General features: G+C 66.7%; 24 protein-coding genes and 1 other RNA gene. 8 read left to right on the plus strand and 17 right to left on the minus strand.

What is annotated here, in order from left to right:
* The first annotated feature begins 36 nt into the window (after nt 1–36).
* Entirely contained in the window at nt 37–393 is a 357-nt protein-coding gene (locus KUH32_RS00875) for a hypothetical protein (protein ID WP_217776187.1), read from the plus strand.
* A 1-nt stretch (nt 394) separates the two neighbouring features.
* Here KUH32_RS00875 and rnpB read toward each other — a convergent pair.
* The 13 genes from rnpB to KUH32_RS00940 form a co-directional block, all read right to left on the minus strand.
* Nucleotides 395–775: RNase P RNA component class A (gene rnpB, locus KUH32_RS00880), an RNA gene on the minus strand.
* A gap of 98 nt (nt 776–873) precedes the next feature.
* Nucleotides 874–1,551 (minus strand): alpha/beta fold hydrolase, encoded by a 678-nt coding sequence (locus KUH32_RS00885; protein WP_254899034.1) that lies wholly within the window; start codon nt 1,549–1,551, stop codon nt 874–876.
* Nucleotides 1,552–1,584: 33 nt separating this feature from the next.
* Complete coding sequence (locus KUH32_RS00890) at nt 1,585–2,718, minus strand: cobalamin-independent methionine synthase II family protein (protein WP_217776189.1); 1,134 nt, start codon at nt 2,716–2,718, stop codon at nt 1,585–1,587.
* Nucleotides 2,719–2,826: 108 nt separating this feature from the next.
* Entirely contained in the window at nt 2,827–3,432 is a 606-nt protein-coding gene (locus tag KUH32_RS00895) for a class I SAM-dependent methyltransferase (RefSeq protein WP_217776190.1), read from the minus strand.
* Complete coding sequence (locus KUH32_RS00900) at nt 3,420–4,385, minus strand: cupin domain-containing protein (protein ID WP_217776191.1); 966 nt, start codon at nt 4,383–4,385, stop codon at nt 3,420–3,422. The genes KUH32_RS00895 and KUH32_RS00900 overlap by 13 nt, the downstream gene beginning before the upstream one ends.
* On the minus strand, nt 4,382–4,915 hold the full coding sequence (locus KUH32_RS00905; RefSeq protein WP_217776192.1) for a DUF6653 family protein: 534 nt from the start codon (nt 4,913–4,915) through the stop codon (nt 4,382–4,384). Before KUH32_RS00905 ends, KUH32_RS00900 begins: the two co-directional genes overlap by 4 nt.
* Before the next feature lie 4 nt (nt 4,916–4,919).
* Nucleotides 4,920–5,882, minus strand: coding sequence for a nuclear transport factor 2 family protein (locus KUH32_RS00910; protein WP_217776193.1), 963 nt, complete (start codon nt 5,880–5,882; stop codon nt 4,920–4,922).
* Nucleotides 5,879–6,643: an SDR family NAD(P)-dependent oxidoreductase gene (locus tag KUH32_RS00915; RefSeq protein WP_217776194.1), complete on the minus strand. Its 765-nt coding sequence runs from the start codon at nt 6,641–6,643 to the stop codon at nt 5,879–5,881. Before KUH32_RS00915 ends, KUH32_RS00910 begins: the two co-directional genes overlap by 4 nt.
* Nucleotides 6,644–6,713: 70 nt before the next feature.
* A complete protein-coding gene (locus KUH32_RS00920; RefSeq protein ID WP_217778209.1) occupies nt 6,714–7,325 on the minus strand; it encodes a hypothetical protein in 612 nt (203 codons plus the stop codon).
* Nucleotides 7,326–7,339: 14 nt separating this feature from the next.
* Complete coding sequence (locus KUH32_RS00925) at nt 7,340–8,335, minus strand: ester cyclase (protein ID WP_217776195.1); 996 nt, start codon at nt 8,333–8,335, stop codon at nt 7,340–7,342.
* A 77-nt stretch (nt 8,336–8,412) separates the two neighbouring features.
* On the minus strand, nt 8,413–9,738 hold the full coding sequence (gene hisD / locus KUH32_RS00930; protein ID WP_217776196.1) for a histidinol dehydrogenase: 1,326 nt from the start codon (nt 9,736–9,738) through the stop codon (nt 8,413–8,415).
* 75 nt (nt 9,739–9,813) lie between these two features.
* Nucleotides 9,814–10,788, minus strand: a complete 975-nt coding sequence (locus tag KUH32_RS00935) for an alpha/beta hydrolase (protein ID WP_217776197.1) — start codon at nt 10,786–10,788, stop codon at nt 9,814–9,816.
* Between the two features lie 67 nt (nt 10,789–10,855).
* Nucleotides 10,856–11,596 carry an alpha/beta hydrolase gene (locus tag KUH32_RS00940; RefSeq protein ID WP_217776198.1) on the minus strand — a complete coding sequence of 247 codons (741 nt, stop codon included), beginning with the start codon at nt 11,594–11,596 and terminating at the stop codon, nt 10,856–10,858.
* A gap of 175 nt (nt 11,597–11,771) precedes the next feature.
* Here KUH32_RS00940 and KUH32_RS00945 point away from each other — a divergent pair, with 175 nt between their 5' ends.
* Nucleotides 11,772–12,521, plus strand: a complete 750-nt coding sequence (locus tag KUH32_RS00945) for an ArsR/SmtB family transcription factor (protein WP_217776199.1) — start codon at nt 11,772–11,774, stop codon at nt 12,519–12,521.
* Nucleotides 12,518–12,916, plus strand: a complete 399-nt coding sequence (locus tag KUH32_RS00950; RefSeq protein ID WP_217776200.1) for an MAPEG family protein — start codon at nt 12,518–12,520, stop codon at nt 12,914–12,916. The genes KUH32_RS00945 and KUH32_RS00950 overlap by 4 nt, the downstream gene beginning before the upstream one ends.
* On the opposite strand, the gene KUH32_RS00955 is transcribed toward KUH32_RS00950, so the two are convergent.
* Together KUH32_RS00955 and KUH32_RS00960 are read right to left on the minus strand one after the other, a co-directional pair.
* The gene (locus tag KUH32_RS00955) at nt 12,913–13,581 is read right to left on the minus strand and encodes a DNA-3-methyladenine glycosylase I (protein ID WP_217776201.1); all 669 of its coding nucleotides are present in this window, start codon (nt 13,579–13,581) and stop codon (nt 12,913–12,915) included. The genes KUH32_RS00950 and KUH32_RS00955 overlap by 4 nt on opposite strands.
* Before the next feature lie 54 nt (nt 13,582–13,635).
* Entirely contained in the window at nt 13,636–14,886 is a 1,251-nt protein-coding gene (locus KUH32_RS00960) for an MFS transporter (RefSeq protein WP_217776202.1), read from the minus strand.
* A 169-nt stretch (nt 14,887–15,055) separates the two neighbouring features.
* Here KUH32_RS00960 and thrS point away from each other — a divergent pair, with 169 nt between their 5' ends.
* The 5 genes from thrS to KUH32_RS00985 all read left to right on the plus strand — a co-directional run bounded on the left by thrS (nt 15,056) and on the right by KUH32_RS00985 (nt 19,857).
* On the plus strand, nt 15,056–17,035 hold the full coding sequence (gene thrS / locus KUH32_RS00965) for a threonine--tRNA ligase (protein WP_217776203.1): 1,980 nt from the start codon (nt 15,056–15,058) through the stop codon (nt 17,033–17,035).
* A gap of 235 nt (nt 17,036–17,270) precedes the next feature.
* On the plus strand, nt 17,271–17,576 hold the full coding sequence (locus tag KUH32_RS00970; RefSeq protein WP_217776204.1) for a BufA1 family periplasmic bufferin-type metallophore: 306 nt from the start codon (nt 17,271–17,273) through the stop codon (nt 17,574–17,576).
* A 107-nt stretch (nt 17,577–17,683) separates the two neighbouring features.
* Nucleotides 17,684–18,532, plus strand: coding sequence for an MNIO family bufferin maturase (bufB, locus tag KUH32_RS00975; protein WP_217776205.1), 849 nt, complete (start codon nt 17,684–17,686; stop codon nt 18,530–18,532).
* A complete protein-coding gene (locus tag KUH32_RS00980; protein ID WP_348541065.1) occupies nt 18,529–19,284 on the plus strand; it encodes an HvfC/BufC family peptide modification chaperone in 756 nt (251 codons plus the stop codon). The genes bufB and KUH32_RS00980 overlap by 4 nt, the downstream gene beginning before the upstream one ends.
* Before the next feature lie 3 nt (nt 19,285–19,287).
* A complete protein-coding gene (locus KUH32_RS00985) occupies nt 19,288–19,857 on the plus strand; it encodes a DoxX family protein (RefSeq protein ID WP_217776207.1) in 570 nt (189 codons plus the stop codon).
* Here the strand turns inward: KUH32_RS00985 and KUH32_RS00990 are convergent, their stop codons facing one another.
* On the minus strand, nt 19,858–20,226 hold the full coding sequence (locus KUH32_RS00990) for a hypothetical protein (RefSeq protein WP_217776208.1): 369 nt from the start codon (nt 20,224–20,226) through the stop codon (nt 19,858–19,860). It lies immediately after the preceding gene.
* Nucleotide 20,227: 1 nt separating this feature from the next.
* Entirely contained in the window at nt 20,228–20,542 is a 315-nt protein-coding gene (locus KUH32_RS00995; protein ID WP_217776209.1) for an arsenate reductase family protein, read from the minus strand.
* Nucleotides 20,543–20,568: the final 26 nt, after the last annotated feature.

Consider the following 20,568-nt stretch of genomic DNA (forward strand, 5'->3'; position numbering starts at 1 on the left):
GTCGGGGCATCCCCGCTCAAGCGAAAGGATTCGCATATGGCCGCACGACCGATCCTCGCCCTTGCCGCCGCGCTGCTGAGCGCACCGGTGCAAGCCGAGCCGTTCACCCGCATCGCCGACGAGGACGCGTTCCGCGCCCAGGCGACGGACCGCCAGCTCTGGCTGGGCGAAAACCACGTCACCATCCATGCCGACGGCACCATGACCGGCCATGTGATGGGCAAGCAGATCGTCGCGCAATGGACCTGGCAGGACGGTTATTGGTGCCGCCAGATCGACGGCGACTACAACAGCGGCGATTGCCAGCTCTGGGAAACCGATGGCACGCAGTTCCGCGTCACGCGCGACCGCGGCGAAGGCCGGGCGTTCATATACACGCTTGTGCAGGAATGACGCGCGCGGAGCGGCTGTAAGCCGGATTCTGTCTGCACCGGGTCGCCCCGGCGGAGATGACCATTCCTCTGCGGCACGCGTCGCCGCGCGCCTGATGCTGCCAACCCGGACCTGCTGGGGCAGAAGCGGCCCCGGGCCTTGCGGCCCGCGCGGTCCCTATTTGGCATTGCTCCCGGTGGGGCTTGCCGTGCCGGTCCGGTTGCCCGTCCCGCGGTGGGCTCTTACCCCACCGTTTCACCCTTGCCGGCCCTTGGGCCGGCGGTCTGTTTTCTGTGGCGCTTTCCGTCAGGTTGCCCTGCCCGGGCGTTACCCGGCACCGTCGCTTCTGGGAGTCCGGACTTTCCTCGACCCCTTTCAGGGCCGCGGCCATCCGCCGCTCCGCGCCTGACCGACATAGAAACGCCCGCTGCCGGGGTCAAGCATGGCCTTGCATCTTCTTCTCTTTCGAAAATACGCAGGCCCCACTGCAGCCGGCCGCGATCAGCGCAGGACAAGGGGCTGCTTGAGCCAGACGCGCAGCGCGTCGGTGGTGGCGTCGGGCGCTTCCAGCGTCGGCAGATGCCCGGCGCCCTCGATCACCACCAGTTCGGCATGCGGGATCAGCTCGGCCATGAACACGTGGCGCTTGACCGGGCACAGCGCATCGTGCTCGCCGCACAGCACCAGCGTCGGCACCCGGATCTTGCGCAAGGTGCCCTGCTGGTCGCGGCGGCGCTGCAGCGCGCGGCTTTGCCGGGCGAAGACATCCGGCCCCAACCCACGCGCCATGTCCATCACCAGCGCCAGGATCTCCGACCGGTAGGGGCCGGGCGCCAGGTAGTTGGGCTTCAGTTCCTGCGCCATCACCTCGTCCAGCCGGCCCGCCTTGGCGCGCACGATCTGCGGATCGCGGGCGGCGGCCTGCTGCGGCGTCTCGGCCAGCGGGTTGGTGTCCATCAGTGCCAGCCGCGTCACCCGGTCGGGCGCACGGCGGACAATCTCCATCGCCACGATCCCGCCCATGCTCAGCCCCGCCAGCGCAAAGCGCTTGGGGAGCGCATCCAGCAATCCCGACGCGATTTCCTCGATCCGGTCGCCACCGGTTATCGGGGCGGCCATGACCGGGTATTGGCGCGACAGATCGGCGATTTGCGGACCGAACAGCCGGGCGTCGCACATCAGGCCCGGCAGGAAAACGACGGGTTCGCGCACTCAGATCCTCCCCGAGGCGATCTGCGCGCCCTCGGCCAGCGCACCCAGCTTGGCATAGGCGATGGCGGGGTCCACGGCGCCGAACCCGGCAAAGGTGCCGAACCCGCAATCCGACCCGGCGATGACCCGGTCGGCGCCGACGATGTCGGTAAAGCGTTCGATCCGCTGCGCCACGACCTCGGGGTGTTCGACGAAATTCGTCGTGCTGTCGATGACGCCGGGCACCAGCACCTTGTCGTCGGGGATCTCGGTCTTGCGGTCGCGGAAGACCGTCCATTCATGGGCATGGCGGGGGTTCGAGGTTTCGAACAGCACCTGGCCCGCGCGGGTCTTCATCAGGGTCGAGAACACCTTGTCCATGCCGATGTCACAGACATGCGGGCCTTCGTAATTGCCCCAGCAGATATGCACCCGGACACGGGCAGGGTCGATGCCGTCCAGCGCGTGGTTCAGCGCCTCGACATGGGCACCGGCGACCTTGACGAAGTCGTCGTCGGACATGTCGGTGAACAGCATGTGGCGCGACAACGCGAGGTCGGGGCAGTCCAGTTGCAGCATCAACCCGGCATCGACGATGGTGCGGTATTCATCCCGCATCGCGTCGGCCAGCGCGGCCAGATAGGCGTCGCGCGTCTTGTAGAACCGGTTCGGCAGGAACAGCGAGATCACGCCGGGCGAGGCGGCGTTCATGAAGCCCTGCGTCGCGCCATGGGCGGCCATGCCCGCCTTGAGATTGGCGATGTCCTTTTCCAGCTCGCCCTGGCCTTTCGACCGCACTTCGCCCACGCATTGCGGTCGCGCATAAGTCGGCGTGCCACCATCGTCCTTGAGCCGTTCGAGGAAGGTCGGAAACATCTTGAGATCGGCCGGCGCGTTGCGCGGGCTGTCGCCATCGAAACCCGTGTAGCGATCCTTGACATAGGTGGCGTAGCTGATCTTGGACGTCTCGCCGTCGCTGACGATGTCGATCCCTGCTTCGACCTGCTTGCGGACGGTTTCCGCGCAAGCCGCTTCCATCGCCGCGTCAAAGGCGGCGGCGTCGTATGCCTGCCCCTTTTCGCGGGCAAAGATGAAATCCACCACCTCCTGCGTCCTTGGCAAGCTGCCCACATGGGTTGTCTTGATCGCGGTCATGATTGGTGCCTCCCTCGTCTTTGCGCGCACCCTAGCAGAGCGGTCCGGATAGAAAAGCCGCTCCATGCCTCCGGGGCGGGGCGGCGGCGGCGCGTCGTTCTGCCCGCCTCACCCGGTCTTCCGGGCCAAAAGCAGCGAATGCCCGTTGCATTGCGGATCGTCTGCGACATGGGTCACCAAGCCACAGCCGCAGGCCTCGAGGATCGCGGCATATTCCGCGGCATCGAGCGAGGCGTGGAACACCGTCTCGTCACCGACCCGTCCCGTCGTTTCGCCCGCCGAAGGACCGACCGTCAGCAACAACCGCCCGCCCGAACCCAGATGCTGCACAAGACGCGGCAGGGTTCGGCGTTGCTGGTCCTGCGTCAGGTGAAAGAAACTGCCCCAGCCGATGATCGCGTCGAACCGCTCGGGCAGGTCCAACGCATTCATGTCCGCTCGGATCACCCGCGACTGCGGAAACCGTTCGGCGAACAGCCGCAGCATCGGCGCGGAAAAATCGACGCCGGTCACGGCATATCCGCTCTCGACCAGGAACCGTCCGATCGGTTCGCCCGCGCCGCAGCCCAGGTCCAGCACTGTCCCGCCGCGCGGCACATCGACCAATGCGCGCTCCAGCCAGCCGCGTTCGAACAGGGTGCGCGACCGGCGGGCATCGTAATGCACCGCCTGCCGGTCATAGATCGCCTGCGTCCGGTCGCTCAGCCCTTCCACGTCGGCCCGGCAGGGTCGTCGGTGGCCACGATGTGATACAGCGCGGCGTCGCCGGTCATCGACGGCATCGCGCCGTGAGACAGGTTTTCCGGAACCGACATCGTGTCGCCCGGTGCCAGCACCGTCTCGCCGCCCTCCCAGAACACCCGCCAATGCCCGGTCACCGGCATCAGGACCGACGGGCGGTCGTGGCTGTGCAGGCTGTCAGACGCCGACCCCCGTGTGACCAGGTCGACCTCGAAACCGGGGCGGTCGCGCAGCATTCCCGTTTCGCCGATCACCTTGACCGGCTTTCGGTCGGCCAGCGCCACCATGTCCCAATAGCGCGCAACGCAGGTCGGCACGACCTCGGCGGTGGTCGGCTCGGGATAGGCCTTCAGTTCGTCCTCGGTCAGCAACGGCATCGGCTTAACGCCCGCGGGCAGAGACTGGCCCTTCTTGGTGTCGTAGAGCTTGCCCTTTTCGGACAATACCAGGCCATGCGCGGCGGCGTCCTCGATCACTTGCGGCGCCCAGATCACCCCGCCCCCGGCATCGTCGCCGCCGAGGATCGCCATGATCATCCCGTAATCGTCGCCGATATTCTCGAAACCGCGAAAGATGCCGGTGGGGATGTTGAAGATGTCGCCGCGTTCCAGCACCACCTCGCCGGCCTTGCCCCACCGGCCCCAGAAGAACCGCCAGCGGCCGGACAGGACAAAGAACACCTCGGCCGTGCGATGGCTGTGCAGCGAGTTGCGGCATTTCGGCGGCTGCCCGGCGGCACCGATGTTGAAGCCATGCGGGATCGCGATATGCACGTGCTGGTCGGCGCTTTCACTGACGCCGCCGCCGATGATGGTAAAGTTTTCCTTCTGGTCGCTGCCCGGCGTGTGGGCATCGATAAAGGCGGTGCGGCAGGGCTTCAATTCGCCGTAGCGCACGATGCGGGACTGCATCTGGGCAGGTGTCATTGCGCGGTCTCCTCGGGGGGCAGTTGCGGCTTGGGTTCGGGGTGGCCGGGAACCGACCCGGTCTGGTCCTGGTAGAGCCAGACCATGCGGTCGCAGAACCACAGTTTCGGAAGGAGCGCCAATGCGCCGCCCGCCACGGTCCAACCCGGGTCAAGCACCCAGAGGCCCCAGACCAGCGGCGGCAAGCCCAGCAGCGACAGCGCCGTCAGCCAGTGTGCGGCGGCGATATGGTGATCGGGCAGCGTGACGCTGTGCCGAGCCAGGAACCAGCGTTCGCCCAGCACGACACGCGTCATCCAGTGGCCGTGATCGGCGGGGGGCGGAAAGATGCGGGTGTTGACCCAGATCCATGCGGTGACGACCGCGATGGGCAGCAGGCTCCACCAGCCGATCCAGGCGCGGGCGTAGATCGCAAGGATCAGCACCGGTGCGGTGGCCATCCGGGTCAGCCCGCTCAGCGGGTTGGCGTGTCTCGCCCAGACCTCGGGTGACATCGCCATGGCCTTTTCGACGGCGCGAAACGGGTCCACCGGCTCAGCCCTCGTGCCGCAGGATCTGCATCCAGATCGCGGTTTCGTCCAGCAGCGTCCATTCCCGGCGCAGCCCCCAGGGGCCGAATTCTGCGTGGCTGATGCCCATGACATGAACCTTGGCACCGGTCGGTTTGCCGAAGGCGCCCCAGCCGTCATGCGTGCCGTCCAGCGACCAGCGGATCGCGGCGCGCGGCGGCATGTTGGCATCGGCCAACCCGATCTGATGGTGGATGGTGAAGACGGCCGAGGGAAAGGACGATCGCAGCCCCAGCCAGAACGCATCCGCCGCATCCCATCCATGGCCGGTGACCGCGCCGGGATATTCCAGGTGGCAGGCGCGGTCGTATTGGCCAGTGATGACCGACAGCTCTCCTGCCATGATGCGGGTCAGGATATCGGCAAGAGCCTGTCCCCATTCATTGTCGTTGCCGCGCCCGGTATAGGGCCCGGTCACGTCCACCTCGGGCCTGAAGGGCTGGGTTTCCGGATCCAGCCCCGACACACGCTCGCGCGCCCAGTCCCTGGGGTCGAAACCCAGTTGCCGAACCAGTCCGCCATTGTCGCGGATCAGCCATTCGTCGCTGATCTGGTTGGCCTTGGCATAGCAATCGGCGATGGCGCGGATCTTGACCTTGCGGCCCGTCGCGGCGCCGAACGCACCCGAACCGCGATGCGTGGCGGTGGACAGGATCCGGTGCGAACTGAGCATCCCCACTTGCGGATTGCCCGACCAGATCACGTCTTCGCCCAGCAGGATCCGGTCCGGAAATTCGGCCAGCGTCGCCATCGTGGCCGCCGTCATGCCCGGTTCGCCGAAGGAAATGCCACCGGGCATCCGCACGATGACCTGCGGGTGGTAGTAGTCCTTCATCCGGGCGCCAAGACCGCGATCCTCCCAGATCTCGCGGGTGATCGTCAGGATGTAGTCGGGAAAATCCCGGAATTTCTCGTCAAAGCCCTTCATCCCGCCGTCCATCCTCCGTCAACCAGGATCGCGCTGCCGGTGACCAGCGCCGATGCGTCCGAGGCCAGGAACACCACCGCGCCCATGATGTCCTCGACCTCGCCCACCCGGCCCAGCTTGATCTTGCCCTCGATCCAGGCGCGCTTGGTCGGGTCGTCGAAGGTGGGTCGGGTCAACTCGGTCAGGATGAAGGTCGGGCAGATCGTGTTGACCCGGATGCCCAAAGGCCCCCATTCGATCGCCATCGCCTTGGTCATGCCTTCGACCGCGTGCTTGGTCGCGCAATAGACGGCGCGATCCGGCCCACCAATATGTCCCATCTGGCTCGAGATCTGTACAATCGAACCGGGCTTGCCCGCCGCCTGCATGCCGCGTGCGGCTTCGGTCGCGAGAAAGTAGGCGCCGCGCACATTGGCGGCCATCACCGCGTCGAAATCCGCCGGGTCGGTGTCCAGCGCCGGGCTGTGACGGGCAAGGCCGGCCGAGTTCACCAGCACGTCCAGCGGGCCGGTTTCGGCCAGGGCCGACGCGACGGCCTGCGGGTCGGTCACGTCCAGAACGCGGGCTTCGGCACGAAGACCCGCGGCGACCATCTCGGCGACAGCGGCCTCCAGCGCGTCGCGTCCGCGGGCCGCGACGACCACCTGCGCGCCGGCCTCGGCCAGCGCCACCGCGCAGCCCAGCCCGATGCCGCGCGATCCGCCCGCGACCAGGGCCCGCTTGCCATCCAGTCGGAACGATGGGGTCTTGGGCAGGGTCATGGCGATTCCGGCGCTTGCAAACGTGTGCAAAGGCTAGGCCCAACCCGCGGCCACTGTCCAGAGCATCGTGTCAGGCCGGGTTCGAAATCCCGCGGAACGGCGGAAAATCGGCATAGCGCGCGCGACGCCGCTCCGGGTGTTCGTCCGGTTCCGCCCCGGACCGCAACAGTGTTCCCCGGGGTGCGATATAGCTGTCGATCCGGCGTTGCGGCACGGGTCGCCAAACCAGGTTGAACGCGCAGAGCCTGGGGAAGAACCAGATCTCGGAATAGTCGAGATGGTCATGTATCCACCAGGCCAGATCGCGCCAGTCCCGCCCCTGCGCATAGCGGTCGGCGAACCACGGGATGACCACCGACGCGCCCGCGACCGGCACATCCGGCAGGTCCCAGATGTGACATTCCAGAGGATAGTCATTGCGGGCACAGTTCAACCCGTGCGCATTGCCGAACGCGTTCAGCTCGGCCGACCGATATCCCGAGCGCACGAAGACCCGTCCGAACGTTTCCTCCAGCGGGTCGAGCAACGTCTCGCAGAACGCCCGGCCGCGTTCGACGGCAAGGTCGGGAAGATCGGGGATGTTGGGCACCCGGTGGATGTTGCCGATCTCGGAATACAGGAACTCGCGCATCCAGAAATGCCGCGACAACCGCACCCGCCCCAGCGTTTCCAGAGACCACATCGAGCGTGGGCGTCTCACGGCCGGATCGCCGCCAGTTCCCGCATCCGCGCCATGACGTCGACGCCGATCTGGTCGTACATGTGCAGCAAGTCCACCAGCACCCAGTTCTCGCGGATCAGGCCATCCTCCAGCCGCCAGAAATCAAGGCTGCGCATGGTGATCTTCTTGTTCACCGGCGGGATGCCCAGCCAGCCGTCATGGCTGATGGTCTGGGCCATGTCGGGCCAGCCGGTCACGCCGACATAATCGCCCTCGGCCATGAAATGATAGGTGATCTCGTCCAGGTATTGTCCGCGATCCGGCATGCCGTTGAGAAAGGGGATCTGGTGATGCCGGCGGAACCCGTCGATACCGCGCGCGGTGCCGATGCCCGCGGGCCCGTACCACATGAATTTCGGATGCCAGTAGCGCGGCATCTCCATCACTTCCGGCCCGCCTTGCGACGGGTGACGCTTCATCGCCGACAACATGTCGATCACGTGCTGGCGCGATGCCGCCGAGCGCGCCGGGTCATGCGGACCCAAGCCATCCCGCGATTGCGGCCCCGGCACATGCAGGAACCGGCCCAACTGCGGAACCATCGGCCAGACGCCGGCCTGCATCATCATCTCGGGCAGGTCCCACAGCGCCTGCATCTCGACGCAGGCGCCGTCCTCGACCCGGTAGAACTCGTGGAACCGCAGATGCGCCACCTGCCCGGTGGCCGGCATGCCCAACCAGTCGGCGACCCAGGTGCCGCAATAATACCCGCCCGATCCCACCCAGATCGCGCCGTCATCGTCGGCCCCCGCGATCCGGATATGCTCGACCCGCTCCAGATCCGGCAGCGCGGCCAGTAATGGCGCATGGACCGCGTCCCAAAAGGCCCCCGCGCCGTCCAGATCGCCGAACGGATGGCACATCCGGAACCGCGCACCACCTGCCACGCGCTCCAGCGCCGCCCGCGCGTCCTCGAAATCCCGCAATGCCGCGAAGACCGGGGCCATCACATGCTGCGTCGCGTTCGACATGGCTCCACCCCTGCGCTTCTCTGGTTCACAAATATCCCGGGGGTGTGGGGGCTGGCCCCCACTCCGGCGCTGGTCGCCTACTCCGCCGCGTCCCGGTACGGCGCGCCTTCGCCGTAAGGCACATTGACCCCCCCATACCGCCTCACCCGGACATTGCATTGCTCGGCATGGCCCACGAACCCCTCCAGCATGCACAGCCGCGAGCCGTATTCGCCGATCAGCGTGGCCGCCTCGTCGGTCAGGATCTTCTGGTAGGAATGGGTTTTCAGGAACTTGCCCACCCACAGCCCGCCGGTATAGCGCCCGGCCTTTTTCGTGGGCAGCGTGTGGTTGGTGCCGATCACCTTGTCGCCGTTGCTGACATTGGTGCGCGGCCCCAGGAACAGCGCGCCGTAGCAGGTCATGTTTTCAAGATACCAGTCGTCGCGGTCGGTCATCACCTGCACATGTTCCGACGCGATGTCGTTGGCCACTGCCAGCATCTCGTCATGGCCGTCGCACAGGATCACCTCGCCGTAGTCGCGCCAGGACACGCCGGCGGTGTCGGCGGTCGGCAGGATGGTCAGCAACCGGTCGATCTCGGCCAGCGTTTCCTCGGCCAGCCTGCGGGAATTGGTGACCAGCACCGCGGGCGAATTGTAGCCGTGTTCGGCCTGTCCCAGCAGATCGGTGGCGCAGATTTCGGCATCCACCGTGTCGTCGGCGATCACCATCGTCTCGGTCGGTCCGGCGAAAAGATCGATGCCGACACGCCCGAACAACTGCCGCTTGGCTTCGGCGACAAAGGCGTTGCCGGGGCCCACCAGCATGTGCACAGGGTCGATCGTTTCGGTCCCGATGGCCATGGCGCCCACGGCCTGGATGCCGCCCAGCACATAGATCTCGTGCGCCCCGCCCAGGTGCATCGCGGCGATCACCGCGGGGTTGGGCTTGCCCTGCCAGGGCGGCGTGGCGGCGATGATCCGCGGCACCCCGGCCACGCTGGCGGTGGCCACGGACATGTGCGCGCTGGCCACCATCGGGAACTTGCCGCCGGGCACGTAGCAGCCCACCGACTGCACCGGGATGTTCTTGTGCCCCAGGATCACGCCGGGCAACGTTTCGACCTCGATATCCAGCATCGAGTCGCGCTGCGCCCGGGCGAAGTTGCGCACCTGCTCCTGGGCGAACCTGATGTCGTCCAGTTCGCGCGGGCTGAGCTCGGCGATCAGCGCGTCGATCTCGTCCTGGGTCAGCCGGAAACCGGCCGGGCTGTAGCCATCGAATTTTTCGGACAATTCCCGAACCGCCGCATCGCCGCGCGCCGCGATATCGGCCAGCGTGGCCTCGACGATGCCGCGCACCTTGGCGTCATCCTCGGCGCGCTCCGCCTCGGGTTTGCCCCGCTTCAACCATTCCGCCATGCCAGACCTCCCCAACCGGAATCACCGGCGAGGATAGCTTGGGGCGGGGTTTTTGCAAACGTGTGCAAGCAGCCTTCACTGCAGCGCCGCGATCCAGTCGGCGATGGTGCCGCTCAGCGCTTGGGTCATCGACGGCGACATGATGTCTCCGGCGATCACGTGGGCATGGCTGTCGTCGTCGGGGCCGACCTTGACGACATGCAGTTGCGACGGCCCGCCCCAGGCGGCGGCCACCTCGCGGGTGACCGCGTGATCGACCACGCGGTCGGCATCGTCGAACACCCACAGGGCGGGAACCGCGATCCTGCCGTGATCCAGCGCGCGGGCGGCCTTGACCGTGGCGCCCATCGGCAGCAGGGCGGTCGTGGGATAGGCGCTGGTCCAGAACATGCCTTGCGCGGCATTGCGCGGCTCGAATACCCGTTCGGCGCCTGCCAGCTTCGGCAACCACCAGCGCGCCGCGGGCCAGGTCAGCAGCGCCGCCGCGGGATCGTTGACGCGGAAATTCGGCGACACGAAAACGGCGCCGGCCACGCCCTGCCCCATCGACTCGTGCAGCGCCAGCGCCGTCAGCGTGCCGCCGGTCGAGGTGCTGATGACGACGACACGCTCGCCCACCGCGCGGGCCACCGCCAACGCCTCGGCCATTTCGGACATCCAGCCTTCGACCGTCGCTTCGGCCAGCGCGGCGCCGGGGCGGCCGTGGCCCTGCAACCGGGTGAAGACCAGGTTCGCGCCCAATGCCTGCGCCACCCGGTCGGGCAACGGCCGGATTTCCTCGGAGCTGGCGGAAAAGCCGTGCACATACAGGATCGACAGCGAAGTCCTTTGCTCGGGGGACCCGGCCCAGACCACGCGTTTCTGCGTGCCTTCGGTCAGGTCGTCGAACCCGGCCTCGGCCTGCGCCAGGTAGTTGCCGACCCCGCCGGCCAGCCGGGTTTCATCGAATGCGACGCTGGTGACGACGGATTCGCGCGGGCCGAACAGCCACAGCGCACCCCCTGCCACGATCAGCAGGCCTACCGCCCAGCCCAGGACCTTCAGGATCATCGCGCGTCTCCCCTGCCGATGCGGCATCCTTGCCGCAGCGCCGGTCCAAGACAAGCGCGCCGCTGCGTCAGCCGGCGATCCCGGCGATGGCCGCTTCGATCAGCGTCAGGCAGGCAGGGTCGGAAAACCGGTGATCGGCGCCCTTGACCAGCGTCAGGCGCACATCCGGCCCGTCGATATGGTCGAGCAGCCGCAACGCCGTTTCGCGCGTGACGGCCTCGTCCTCGGTGCCCTGCAGCAGCCGTACCGGGAAGGGCATGGGCAGCGGCGCACGCAGCACCAGGTTCTCGCGCCCGTCCTCGATCAGCTTGCGGGTGACCACGTAGGGATCTTCATAGGCCGACGGCACCAGCACCCCGCCTTCTTCCATCACCGCGCGGCGCTGGTCGGCGTCGAACCCGGCCCAGAACCCGTCTTCCGTGAAATCCGGCGCCGCCGCGATGCCGACGAAGCCCGCGATCTCGGCCAGGCGCTGCGACAGCAGGCAGGCGATCCAGCCCCCCATGCTGGAGCCGACCAGCAGAACCGGACCGCTTGCCACATGCCGGATCACGGCCTCGGCATCCGCCGTCCAGTCGCCGATGCAGCCGTCCTCGAACACGCCCCCCGACGCGCCGTGACCGGCATAGTCCAGCCGCAGGAAATCCCGGCCCGTGGCTCGAGCCCAGGCTTCCAGGTGCACCGCCTTGGTGCCCTCCATGTCCGACCGGTAGCCGGACAGGAACACCACCAGCGGCCCCGCTCCGGGCGTGTGAACATAGGCCAGCCGGTCGCCGCGCGGCCCGTCGAGAGTGGAAATTCCTGTCATGTCCGCCCCTTTCGCGTCGCCGGCAGAATACGCACAAGCCCCTGAATTCCAAGCACCAACCCGCCCCTTCTTCTCTTTCGAAAATACGCATAGCCACGGCGCCACCCGGCGGGCAGAGGTGGATTTATAAGTGATCATCTTGTCACGTGACTAATTAGTAACGTATAAGAAAGCCATGGATTCGATCTTCAAGGCCCTGAACGACCCGGCCCGCCGCGCGCTGCTCGACAGTCTGCGGAAGAAGGATGGGCAAACGCTGACCGAGCTGGAAGACCAGCTCGACATGACCCGTTTCGGCGTCATGAAGCATCTCAGGGTTCTCGAAGACGCCCATCTTGTCGTCCCGAAAAAGGTGGGACGGTTCAAGCACCACTACCTGAACGCGCTTCCCCTGCAGGAGGTGATCGACCGCTGGATCGACCCCTTTCTGAAACCCCAGGCGCAGGCGCTGACGGCCCTCAAGACTGCATTGGAGAAACCCGTGACCAAACCCGATTTCATGATGTCGACGTTCATCAACTGCACCCATGACGCGCTGTGGGATGCCCTGACCAGGGGCGAATTGATCTCGCAATACCATTTCGCCTGTTCCAGGGTGACCGGCGACTACGCCAAGCCCGGCGACGTGGTTGATTTCCATTTTGACCATGGCGGTCTCATGCTGTCCAACAAGGTCATCGCGATCGAACCGAAAACCCGGATCGAGATGGCGTTCGAGCCGCATTGGGGCGGGGACGAAACCGCGTCGCGCTGCGTTTACCTGCTGGAACCCACCGCGTCGGGCATGAAGCTGACGGTCGAACACTACGACTTCAGCGCGGCGCAAACCGGTATCGGCGAAGGCTGGGCGCGGTATCTCTCGGGGCTCAAGACCTATCTCGAAACCGGCACGGCGCACCGCTTCTTCCCGGAGATGGCGCAATGACCACCGAGCTTTTCTTCCTGACCCTGACCGCCATTCTCGCCGCGTCGCTGTGGATTCCCTACATCGTCGGGGTCAACAGCACCGGCGCGCCGATGCCGGCCGACAATCGGCCCGCCAACCAGGCCGACATGGCGCCCTGGGTGCATCGCGCCTTTCGCGCGCATCTGAACCTGCTGGAACAGTTCCTGCCCTTTGCGGTGATCGTGATCGTCGCGCATCTGGCGGGCGTGTCGAACGCGGTGACGATCTGGGCGTCGGGGCTGTTCTTCGTCCTCCGGCTGGCCCACGCGGTCTGGATGATCGGCGGGTTTCCCGTGTTGCCGGTGCGGCCGATCATCTTCACTGCCGGCTGGGTCTGCGTGCTGGCCATCGCGGTCGCGGTGCTGGTCGCCTAGCCGATGCTCTGGGCCAGAACCCGGCTGATCACGGTCAGGCTCTGGTCCGATTCCGCGCGCCATCGGTTGAAGGCCGCCTGCACGGCGGCCATCGCCTTTTTCGAGGTCGGTGCGGCGTCGATGACGCCCTCGGCCACCAGCCGCGCAACGACGTCACGGGACAGGATAAAGCTTTCCTTGCCCATCTGGCGCAACATGTAGGCACCGGTCGACCCGCCCAGCCGCGACCCGCTGGCCTTCATCCAGTCCAGCAGCCCGGTGAAATCCTCGGCCGGCCAGTCGCCCACCTTGCGGCCGAAACCGCCGGCCTCGGACGCCACCTGCTGGATGAACACCGCGTTTTCCTGGATGGCGCGCACCTTGGGCGGGCTGCGGATGATGCGCCTGTCCTCGATCAGGTCGTAGAACCAGTCGTCCGACATCATCGCCACGCGGCCCGGGTCGAACCCGTGGAACGCCGCCTCGATATCGGGCCATTTCTTCTCGACCACCGTCCAGCTGATGCCGGCCTGAAAGATGCCGCGCGCCATGGCGGCCAGCCAGCGGTCGTCGGGGATCGCGGCCAGGCCATCGGCGCTTTTCGGGGCTGCGATGCCGTCCAGCACGGCGGATCGGCCACCCTTGCGGTCCGCGGCGATCGTCAGGATTTCGTCGAATGTGCGCATGGCGGCCCCCGTTTCGGCAAGACTGCCAGATCGCCGCGTCCGGGGGTAGCCCGATCAACTGCCCTGGGCTTCGTCCAATCCCAGGGCCAGCAGACCGCCAAGCGCGCTGAGCAACGCAAAGCCGCTGAGGGCCGCGACCGGCCCCAGCGTGGCCAGAGCGCCGCCGAACGCGCCCGAGACCAGCAGCAGCGTACCGATGGCGGTGTTGGCCAGCGCGGCATAGGACGACCGCGCATCGTCGGGCGCCATGTCGACCAGGTAGGTCGACCGGCCCTGCCGCACGCCGTGATAGGCGATCATCAGCGCGAACAGCAGCGCCGGCGTCACCCAGACCTGTGCCGTCCATCCCAGCGTGTCGGCCAGCACCGCGGCGGTCATGGCAGCGCCCCCGCCGAAGCCCGCCCAGCACAGCACCCGGCGCGACGACACATCGGCCAGCCGGCCCCACACATACGAACTGGCAAAGGATGCCGCGGCCGAGGCAAGCACCAGCGCGCCCAGGCCCTGCAGGGCGCTTTGTCCACCGCCAAGCAGGACGAAATAGGGCGGCGCCAGCGCCGTGACGGTCAGCGCGCCACGGGTCAGGATGAAATGGCGGAACTGCGCATCGTCGCGCAGCGGCGCCAGATCCAGCGCCGATGCGGCCTCTGCCTCCGATTTGTCCTCTTCAAGCCGCGAAAACAGCATCGCCGCGACAAGCCACAGGCAGGCAGCCAATCCGATGGCGGCGACGACCACGCCGACGGCCTGAACGTATCCCGACAGCAGCAGCGCCGCGAAGGCCAGCACCGCCAGCGCGCTCGCGGTCCCAGCCGCGCCCGTCACGGTGCCGCGCCGCGTTTCGGCGACGGTCTTGCCCAGCACGTCCTTGTAGCTGACCGACGCCGCCGCCCGGCTGAGCGCCAGCATTCCGACCGCCGCGCACAGGGCCAGACCCGCGGCCGGCCCCTCCAGCGTCAGCGCGATCACGCAGATCGCCGCGGCGGCGATGCCCTGCCCGACCGATCCGAGGACCCAGGCCCATTTGCGGTGGCGCAGCCCGCGCACCCAGCCCGCCAACAGCAGTTGCGGCAACAGCGCGCCCGCCTCGCGGATGGGCACCAGCAGGCCGGTGATCGCGGCCGGCGCTCCCAGGGCGCCGGACAGCCAGCTCAGCACCAGCTTGGGGTCGATCAGACCGTCGGCCACCTTGGTCATGCTCAGCGATGCGACATGCCGCAGGCCGTTGCGGGCCTCGCGCGCATCGGCCTCGGCGCCGGTTTCGGTCAGGGCCTCGTACACGTCCTGCGCGCCGAGACCGGGCATTTCCTTGTCCGTCATGCGCAGGACGGTAGCACGCCCGCCGCGCGCGGCCAGCGCGCAGGCACCCGGCCCGCGATCTTGACAGCCCGCGCCCGCGGCGGCACAAGGCGCAGACATATCACCCGCAACCGGGCGTTCCGTGGGCGCCAAACCGACGAGGAGTTCAAGGCCGATGGCCCCGATTTCCCTGACATTCCCAGATGGCAACGCGCGCGACTACGATGCCGGCGTGACGCCGGCCGAAGTCGCCGAAAGCATCTCGAAATCGCTGTCGAAAAAGGCCATCTCGGCCAGTGTGAACGGCGCGCATTGGGATCTGGCCTGGCCGATCGAACAGGATGCCAGCATCGCCATCCACACGCTGCAGGACGAAGACCAGGCACTGGAGCTGATCCGGCACGATCTTGCCCATGTCATGGCCCGTGCCGTGCAGGAAATCTGGCCCGATACGAAAGTGACCATCGGCCCGGTGACGGACCACGGCTGGTTCTACGATTTCGACCGGGCCGAGCCGTTCACGCCCGACGACCTGGGCGCCATCGAGGCCAGGATGAAGGACATCATCAATGCCCGCGACCCCGTCCGCACCGAGGTCTGGGACCGCGACCGTGCGCGCAAGTTCTACGAGGACAATGGCGAGCCCTACAAGGTCGAGCTGGTCGACCGCATCCCGGGCGATCAGCCGATCCGGATGTACTGGCATGGCGACTGGCAGGATCTGTGCCGCGGCCCGCATCTGCAGCACACCGGGCAGCTGCCCGCCGACGCCTTCAAGCTGATGGGTGTCTCCGGCGCGCACTGGTTCGGCCAGACCGACCGGCCGATGCTGCAGCGCATCTCGGGTGTCGGGTTCCGCAATCGCGACGAGCTGAAGAAATACCTGACCTTCCTGGAAGAGGCCGCCAAGCGCGATCACCGCCGCCTGGGCCGCGAGATGGACCTGTTCCACATGCAGGAAGAGGCGCCGGGCCAGGTCTTCTGGCATCCCAACGGCTGGACGATCTACACCGCGTTGCAGGATTACATGCGCCGCAAGCAACGCGCCGGTGGCTACAAGGAGATCAACACGCCGCAGGTCGTCGACCGCAAGCTGTGGGAAGCCTCGGGTCACTGGGACAAGTACCAGCACCACATGTTCATCGTCGAAGTGGACGAAAGCCGCGACGGCGAAAATGACGGTGCCGGCAGCAAAAGCCGCGAGCACACGCGGATCAACGCGCTGAAGCCGATGAACTGCCCCTGCCACGTGCAGGTCTTCAACCAGGGTCTGAAATCCTATCGCGACCTGCCGTTGCGGCTGGCCGAGTTCGGATCCTGCGCGCGGTTCGAACCCTCGGGCGCGCTGCACGGCATCATGCGGGTGCGCGGTTTCACCCAGGACGATGCGCATATCTTCTGCGCCGAAGACCAGATCCAGTCCGAATGCGCCCGGTTCATCGATTTCCTGGCCAATATCTACAGTGAACTGGGTTTCCCTGAATTCGAGATCCGTTTCGCCACTCGCCCTGAAAAGCGCGTCGGGACCGACGAAAGCTGGGACTACGTCGAAAACGCGCTCGAGAGCGCGATCAAGGCGGTGGGCCGCGACTATACGCTGGAACCCGGCGACGGGGCGTTCTACGGCCCCAAGCTGGATTTCTACCTGACCGACGCCATCGGCCGCGTGTGGCAATGCGGCACGTTTCAGGTTGACCCGAACCTGCCCGAACGTCTTGGCGCATCCTACGTGGCGGCGAACGGCGAAAAGACGCGGCCCTTCATGCTGCACCGCGCCTGCCTGGGATCGTTCGAACGGTTCATCGGCATCCTGATCGAGAACTGGGAAGGCAAGCTGCCGTTCTGGCTGGCGCCGCGTCAGGTGGTGGTCGCGTCGATCACCTCGGATGCCGATGAATACGTGCACGAGGTCGTCGCGGCGCTGAAGGCCGCCGGTGTCCGCGCCGAGGGCGATACGCGCAACGAAAAGATCAACTACAAGGTCCGCGAGCATTCTGTCGGCAAGGTGCCGGTGATCCTGGCGGTGGGCCATCGCGAGGTCGAGGACAAGACCGTGACGGTGCGCAGGCTGGGCGAAAAGCAGACCTCGGTCACATCGCTGACGGAGATCGTGAGCACGCTGGCGCGCGACGCCACGCCGCCCGATCTTCTGTAACATTCCAGCACCGGAAGGTTGCAAACGGGCCCTGCATTGTTGCGGGGCCCTTTCTTTCGCGCCTGTATTCGTTGCGGATTTTCGCTGTTGCGCCTCACAGCGCGGTGACGCCGCCTGACGGAATCGTGACGCACGGGGGCGTGAGTGGCTTTGCGAGGCTGGCCGCGACACTCTGTCCTCACCGCTCGAACGTCTCGGGACGGAACAGTTTCGACAACTCAAAGGGATGATGAAGATGTCCAAGACCATGAAAACCGTTGCCATCGTCGGTGCCGTCGCTGCCTCGCTGGCGGCCCACACCACCACCGCCACCGCGCAAGCCAAGGAAAAGTGCTTTGGCGTGTCGCTGGCCGGCAAGAACGATTGTGCGGCTGGCCCCGGCACCACCTGCGCCGGCACTTCGACGGTCGACTACCAGGGCAACGCCTGGACGCTGGTCGATGCCGGCACCTGCGCCGAGATCGAACTGCCCGCCATGGCCGATGGCACGGCACGCATGGGTTCGCTGGAAGAGCTGGACCGCGACCTGCCCCAGGGCTGATACCGGAACTGCCGGAGGCTCGATTTCCGGCAAATCGGCTCCGGGCGTGACAGACGCGCCCGGAGCCGCCTAGTCTGTCGGCCAGTGAACCAGCCCGGACCGCCACCATGTACGAGCATCTCAATGCCCTGCCCCCGCTGCCCGGTGTCGGCTACAAGCCGCAGCATTTCGGCGACATCCTGCAGGATGCGGCGCCGGTGGGCTGGCTGGAAATCCATGCCGAGAACTACATGGGCGATGGCGGCCGGCCTCTGGCGCAGCTGCGCGCGCTGTCCGAACGGTTTCCCGTCTCGGTGCACGGCGTCGGCCTGTCGATCGGCGGCGAAGGCCGTCTCGATCCCGACCACCTGGCGCGGTTGAAACACCTGGTCGGCTGGCTGAACCCCGCCAGCTTTTCCGAACACCTGGCCTGGTCGACCCATGACAGCCAGTTCCTGAACGACCTGCTGCCGCTGCCCTATACCGATGCCACCCTGGCCCGCGTCGCCGATCATGTCGACGAGGTGCAGGAGGTGCTGGGCCGCCGGATGCTGCTGGAGAACCCGTCATCCTACCTGGCCTTCGCGGAAAGCACCTGGCCGGAGACCGAATTCCTGCGCGAGATCGCGCGCCGTACCGGTTGCGGTCTGCTGCTGGACGTCAACAACGTCTTCGTCTCGGCCACCAACCTCGGCTATTCGCCGCAAGGCTATATCGCCGATTATCCGCTGGACCTCGTGGGCGAGATCCACCTGGCCGGCCATGACGAGGACCACGACGATCACGGTCAGCCGTTGTTGATCGACAGTCACGGCCGCGAGGTGGCCGACCCGGTCTGGGCGCTGCTGGACCTGACGCTGGACCGGTGCGGCGCGAAACCGCTGCTGATCGAATGGGACAATGATGTGCCCGAATGGGACGTATTGGTCGCCGAGGCGCGCCGCGCGGCGGACGCACTGGCCCGGGTGACGGCGTGACTTCGCAAGCCGATTTCCGCGCCGCGCTGCTGGATGCGGCGCAGCCGGTTCCTGCGGGCCTGACCGATGGCGCCGGGCAACCGGCCGGGCGGCGCTACGCCGTCTATCGCAACAATGTCGCCGTCAGCCTGCGCGAGGCGCTGGCCGAAGGTTTTCCGGCCGTGCAGCGTCTGATCGGCGAAGAGAATTTCGCCCGCGTCGCCGGGCTTTTCCTGCGCCGAGAGCCGCCGGTTTCGCCGCTGATGATGCATTACGGCGCGGGCTTTCCCGATTTCCTCGCCAGGTTCGAACCGCTGAAAAAGATCGGCTATCTGGCCGACGTCGCCCGGCTCGAACTGGCCCTGCGCCGGTCCTATCACGCCGCCGATGCCACACCCGCCGATGCGGCGATGCTGCAAGCGCTTGACGAAGACCGGCTGTTGCGGACCCGGATGACCATCGCCCCGGCGGTTCAGGTGATCGGTTCGGCCTGGCCGCTGCTGGCGGTCTACCGCTACACGATGACGCCGGGCCGGCCCAAGCCGCAGCCGCGGGCCGAGGACGTCATCGTCCTGCGCCCCGAATTCGACCCCGAACCGCACCTGCTGCCCCCGGGCGGCAGGGGGTTCGTCACCGCCCTGACGCGCGGCGGCACCTTCGGCGCGGCGCTGGATGCCGCGGGCGATGAATTCGAGCTGGGGCCGGTCCTGAGCCTGCTGCTGCAGAACGGCGCGATCGCCGCCATCCTCCCTCCCGACGACCGAAAGACCTGAACCATGAACGCCCTCCGCTCTCTCCATGACATGATCTTCGGTGCGCTCGAACGTTACGGCGCGGGCCTTTTGCCGCTGCTGGCGCGTTTCGTGTTTGCCGCGACCCTGCTGGTCTATTTCTGGAATTCCGGCCTGACCAAGCTGGGCGAAGGGGTGCTGGGCATACTGCGTCCGTCCTTTGGCGCCTATGCGCAGATCTTTCCAAGGCAGATGGAGGCGGCGAGCTATGACATCAGCCAGTTCGGCGTGTTCCACTGGGCGGTCGTGACCGCAGGCACCTGGGCCGAATTCATCCTGCCCTTGCTGATCGTCGTCGGGTTGCTGACGCGGCTGGCCGCGCTCGGCATGATCGGTTTCGTCGTGGTGCAAAGCCTGACCGACCTCTACGGACATCGCGCGATCGAGCACCCCGAAACGGTCGGCGCCTGGTTCGACCGGGTGCCGGACAGCGTGATCCTGGACCAGCGCGCCTTCTGGATGTTGCTGCTGGTCACGCTGGTGCTGAAAGGCGCCGGTGCGCTGTCCATCGACCGGCTGCTGGCCAAACGCCTTGGATCACCGGCGATCGCGTGATCAGAAATGCGCCTTGGGCTCGTCGGGCTTGCCCGCGGCCAGGGCCAAAACGCCGCCCAGCCCGGCAAAGGCGATCGGGAACATCGTGAACGGATTGAAGCCGAAGGCGGCATACATGCCGATGGCCGAGACCAGCAGCAAGATACCGCCCCAAAGCGCCCGCACCTTGGCCATTGCCCCGCCCGCGATGGCCAGCAACGGCGACAGGATCGACGCTGCGCGCACCAGGCCGGGATTGTCGAACATGCCGAAGATCTCTTCGACCTCGGCGTGGTTGCGGGCCAGTTCGGTATAGCCGTAGCCGAAGAAACCCACGATCATCCCGATCACGCCGGCGATGATACCCAAAGTCAGGGCCGCATTGCGCATGTCACACCCCCAATGCCTGTTGCGTGGCCTTGTCCCAGCCCAGATGCATGTCGCCCCCATCCACGACCAGCGGCCGCTTCATCAAGGTGGGATGCGCCGCGATCAGATCGCGCGGAGAGCCCTCGCGTTCGGCGTCGGACAAACCGCGCCAGGTGGTCGACCGAGTGTTCAGCAACGCCGGGCCGAAGCGATCCAGCGCCGCATCCAGCACGTCGGCGGGCAAGCCATCGGCGCGCACATCGACCAGTTCGGCCCGCGGCAGCGCCTTGAGCGCCTTGCGGCAGGTGTCGCAATTCTTCAACCCGTACAGGATCATGCCCGCTTCCTCATCAGTTTTGGTCA

The sequence above is a fragment of the Thalassococcus arenae genome (assembly GCF_019104745.1).
In the GTDB taxonomy this organism is placed as follows: Bacteria; Pseudomonadota; Alphaproteobacteria; order Rhodobacterales; family Rhodobacteraceae; genus Thalassococcus_B; species Thalassococcus_B arenae.

Excerpts from the sequence above, each read along its gene's own strand:
- KUH32_RS00900 (WP_217776191.1), bottom strand. The coding sequence starts at position 4,385 with ATGACACCTGCCCAGATGCAGTCCCGCATCGTGCGCTACGGCGAATTG.
- KUH32_RS00935 (WP_217776197.1), bottom strand. The coding sequence starts at position 10,788 with ATGATCCTGAAGGTCCTGGGCTGGGCGGTAGGCCTGCTGATCGTGGCA.
- KUH32_RS00920 (WP_217778209.1), bottom strand. The coding sequence starts at position 7,325 with ATGTGGTCTCTGGAAACGCTGGGGCGGGTGCGGTTGTCGCGGCATTTC.
- KUH32_RS00950 (WP_217776200.1), top strand. The coding sequence starts at position 12,518 with ATGACCACCGAGCTTTTCTTCCTGACCCTGACCGCCATTCTCGCCGCG.
- KUH32_RS00970 (WP_217776204.1), top strand. The coding sequence starts at position 17,271 with ATGTCCAAGACCATGAAAACCGTTGCCATCGTCGGTGCCGTCGCTGCC.
- KUH32_RS00960 (WP_217776202.1), bottom strand. The coding sequence starts at position 14,886 with ATGCCCGGTCTCGGCGCGCAGGACGTGTACGAGGCCCTGACCGAAACC.
- KUH32_RS00940 (WP_217776198.1), bottom strand. The coding sequence starts at position 11,596 with ATGACAGGAATTTCCACTCTCGACGGGCCGCGCGGCGACCGGCTGGCC.
- KUH32_RS00985 (WP_217776207.1), top strand. The coding sequence starts at position 19,288 with ATGAACGCCCTCCGCTCTCTCCATGACATGATCTTCGGTGCGCTCGAA.
- KUH32_RS00875 (WP_217776187.1), top strand. The coding sequence starts at position 37 with ATGGCCGCACGACCGATCCTCGCCCTTGCCGCCGCGCTGCTGAGCGCA.
- KUH32_RS00915 (WP_217776194.1), bottom strand. The coding sequence starts at position 6,643 with ATGACCCTGCCCAAGACCCCATCGTTCCGACTGGATGGCAAGCGGGCC.
- KUH32_RS00945 (WP_217776199.1), top strand. The coding sequence starts at position 11,772 with ATGGATTCGATCTTCAAGGCCCTGAACGACCCGGCCCGCCGCGCGCTG.
- KUH32_RS00925 (WP_217776195.1), bottom strand. The coding sequence starts at position 8,335 with ATGTCGAACGCGACGCAGCATGTGATGGCCCCGGTCTTCGCGGCATTG.
- KUH32_RS00995 (WP_217776209.1), bottom strand. The coding sequence starts at position 20,542 with ATGATCCTGTACGGGTTGAAGAATTGCGACACCTGCCGCAAGGCGCTC.
- KUH32_RS00955 (WP_217776201.1), bottom strand. The coding sequence starts at position 13,581 with ATGCGCACATTCGACGAAATCCTGACGATCGCCGCGGACCGCAAGGGT.
- KUH32_RS00885 (WP_254899034.1), bottom strand. The coding sequence starts at position 1,551 with ATGTGCGACGCCCGGCTGTTCGGTCCGCAAATCGCCGATCTGTCGCGC.
- KUH32_RS00890 (WP_217776189.1), bottom strand. The coding sequence starts at position 2,718 with ATGACCGCGATCAAGACAACCCATGTGGGCAGCTTGCCAAGGACGCAG.
- KUH32_RS00990 (WP_217776208.1), bottom strand. The coding sequence starts at position 20,226 with ATGCGCAATGCGGCCCTGACTTTGGGTATCATCGCCGGCGTGATCGGG.
- bufB (WP_217776205.1), top strand. The coding sequence starts at position 17,684 with ATGTACGAGCATCTCAATGCCCTGCCCCCGCTGCCCGGTGTCGGCTAC.
- KUH32_RS00910 (WP_217776193.1), bottom strand. The coding sequence starts at position 5,882 with ATGAAGGGCTTTGACGAGAAATTCCGGGATTTTCCCGACTACATCCTG.
- thrS (WP_217776203.1), top strand. The coding sequence starts at position 15,056 with ATGGCCCCGATTTCCCTGACATTCCCAGATGGCAACGCGCGCGACTAC.
- hisD (WP_217776196.1), bottom strand. The coding sequence starts at position 9,738 with ATGGCGGAATGGTTGAAGCGGGGCAAACCCGAGGCGGAGCGCGCCGAG.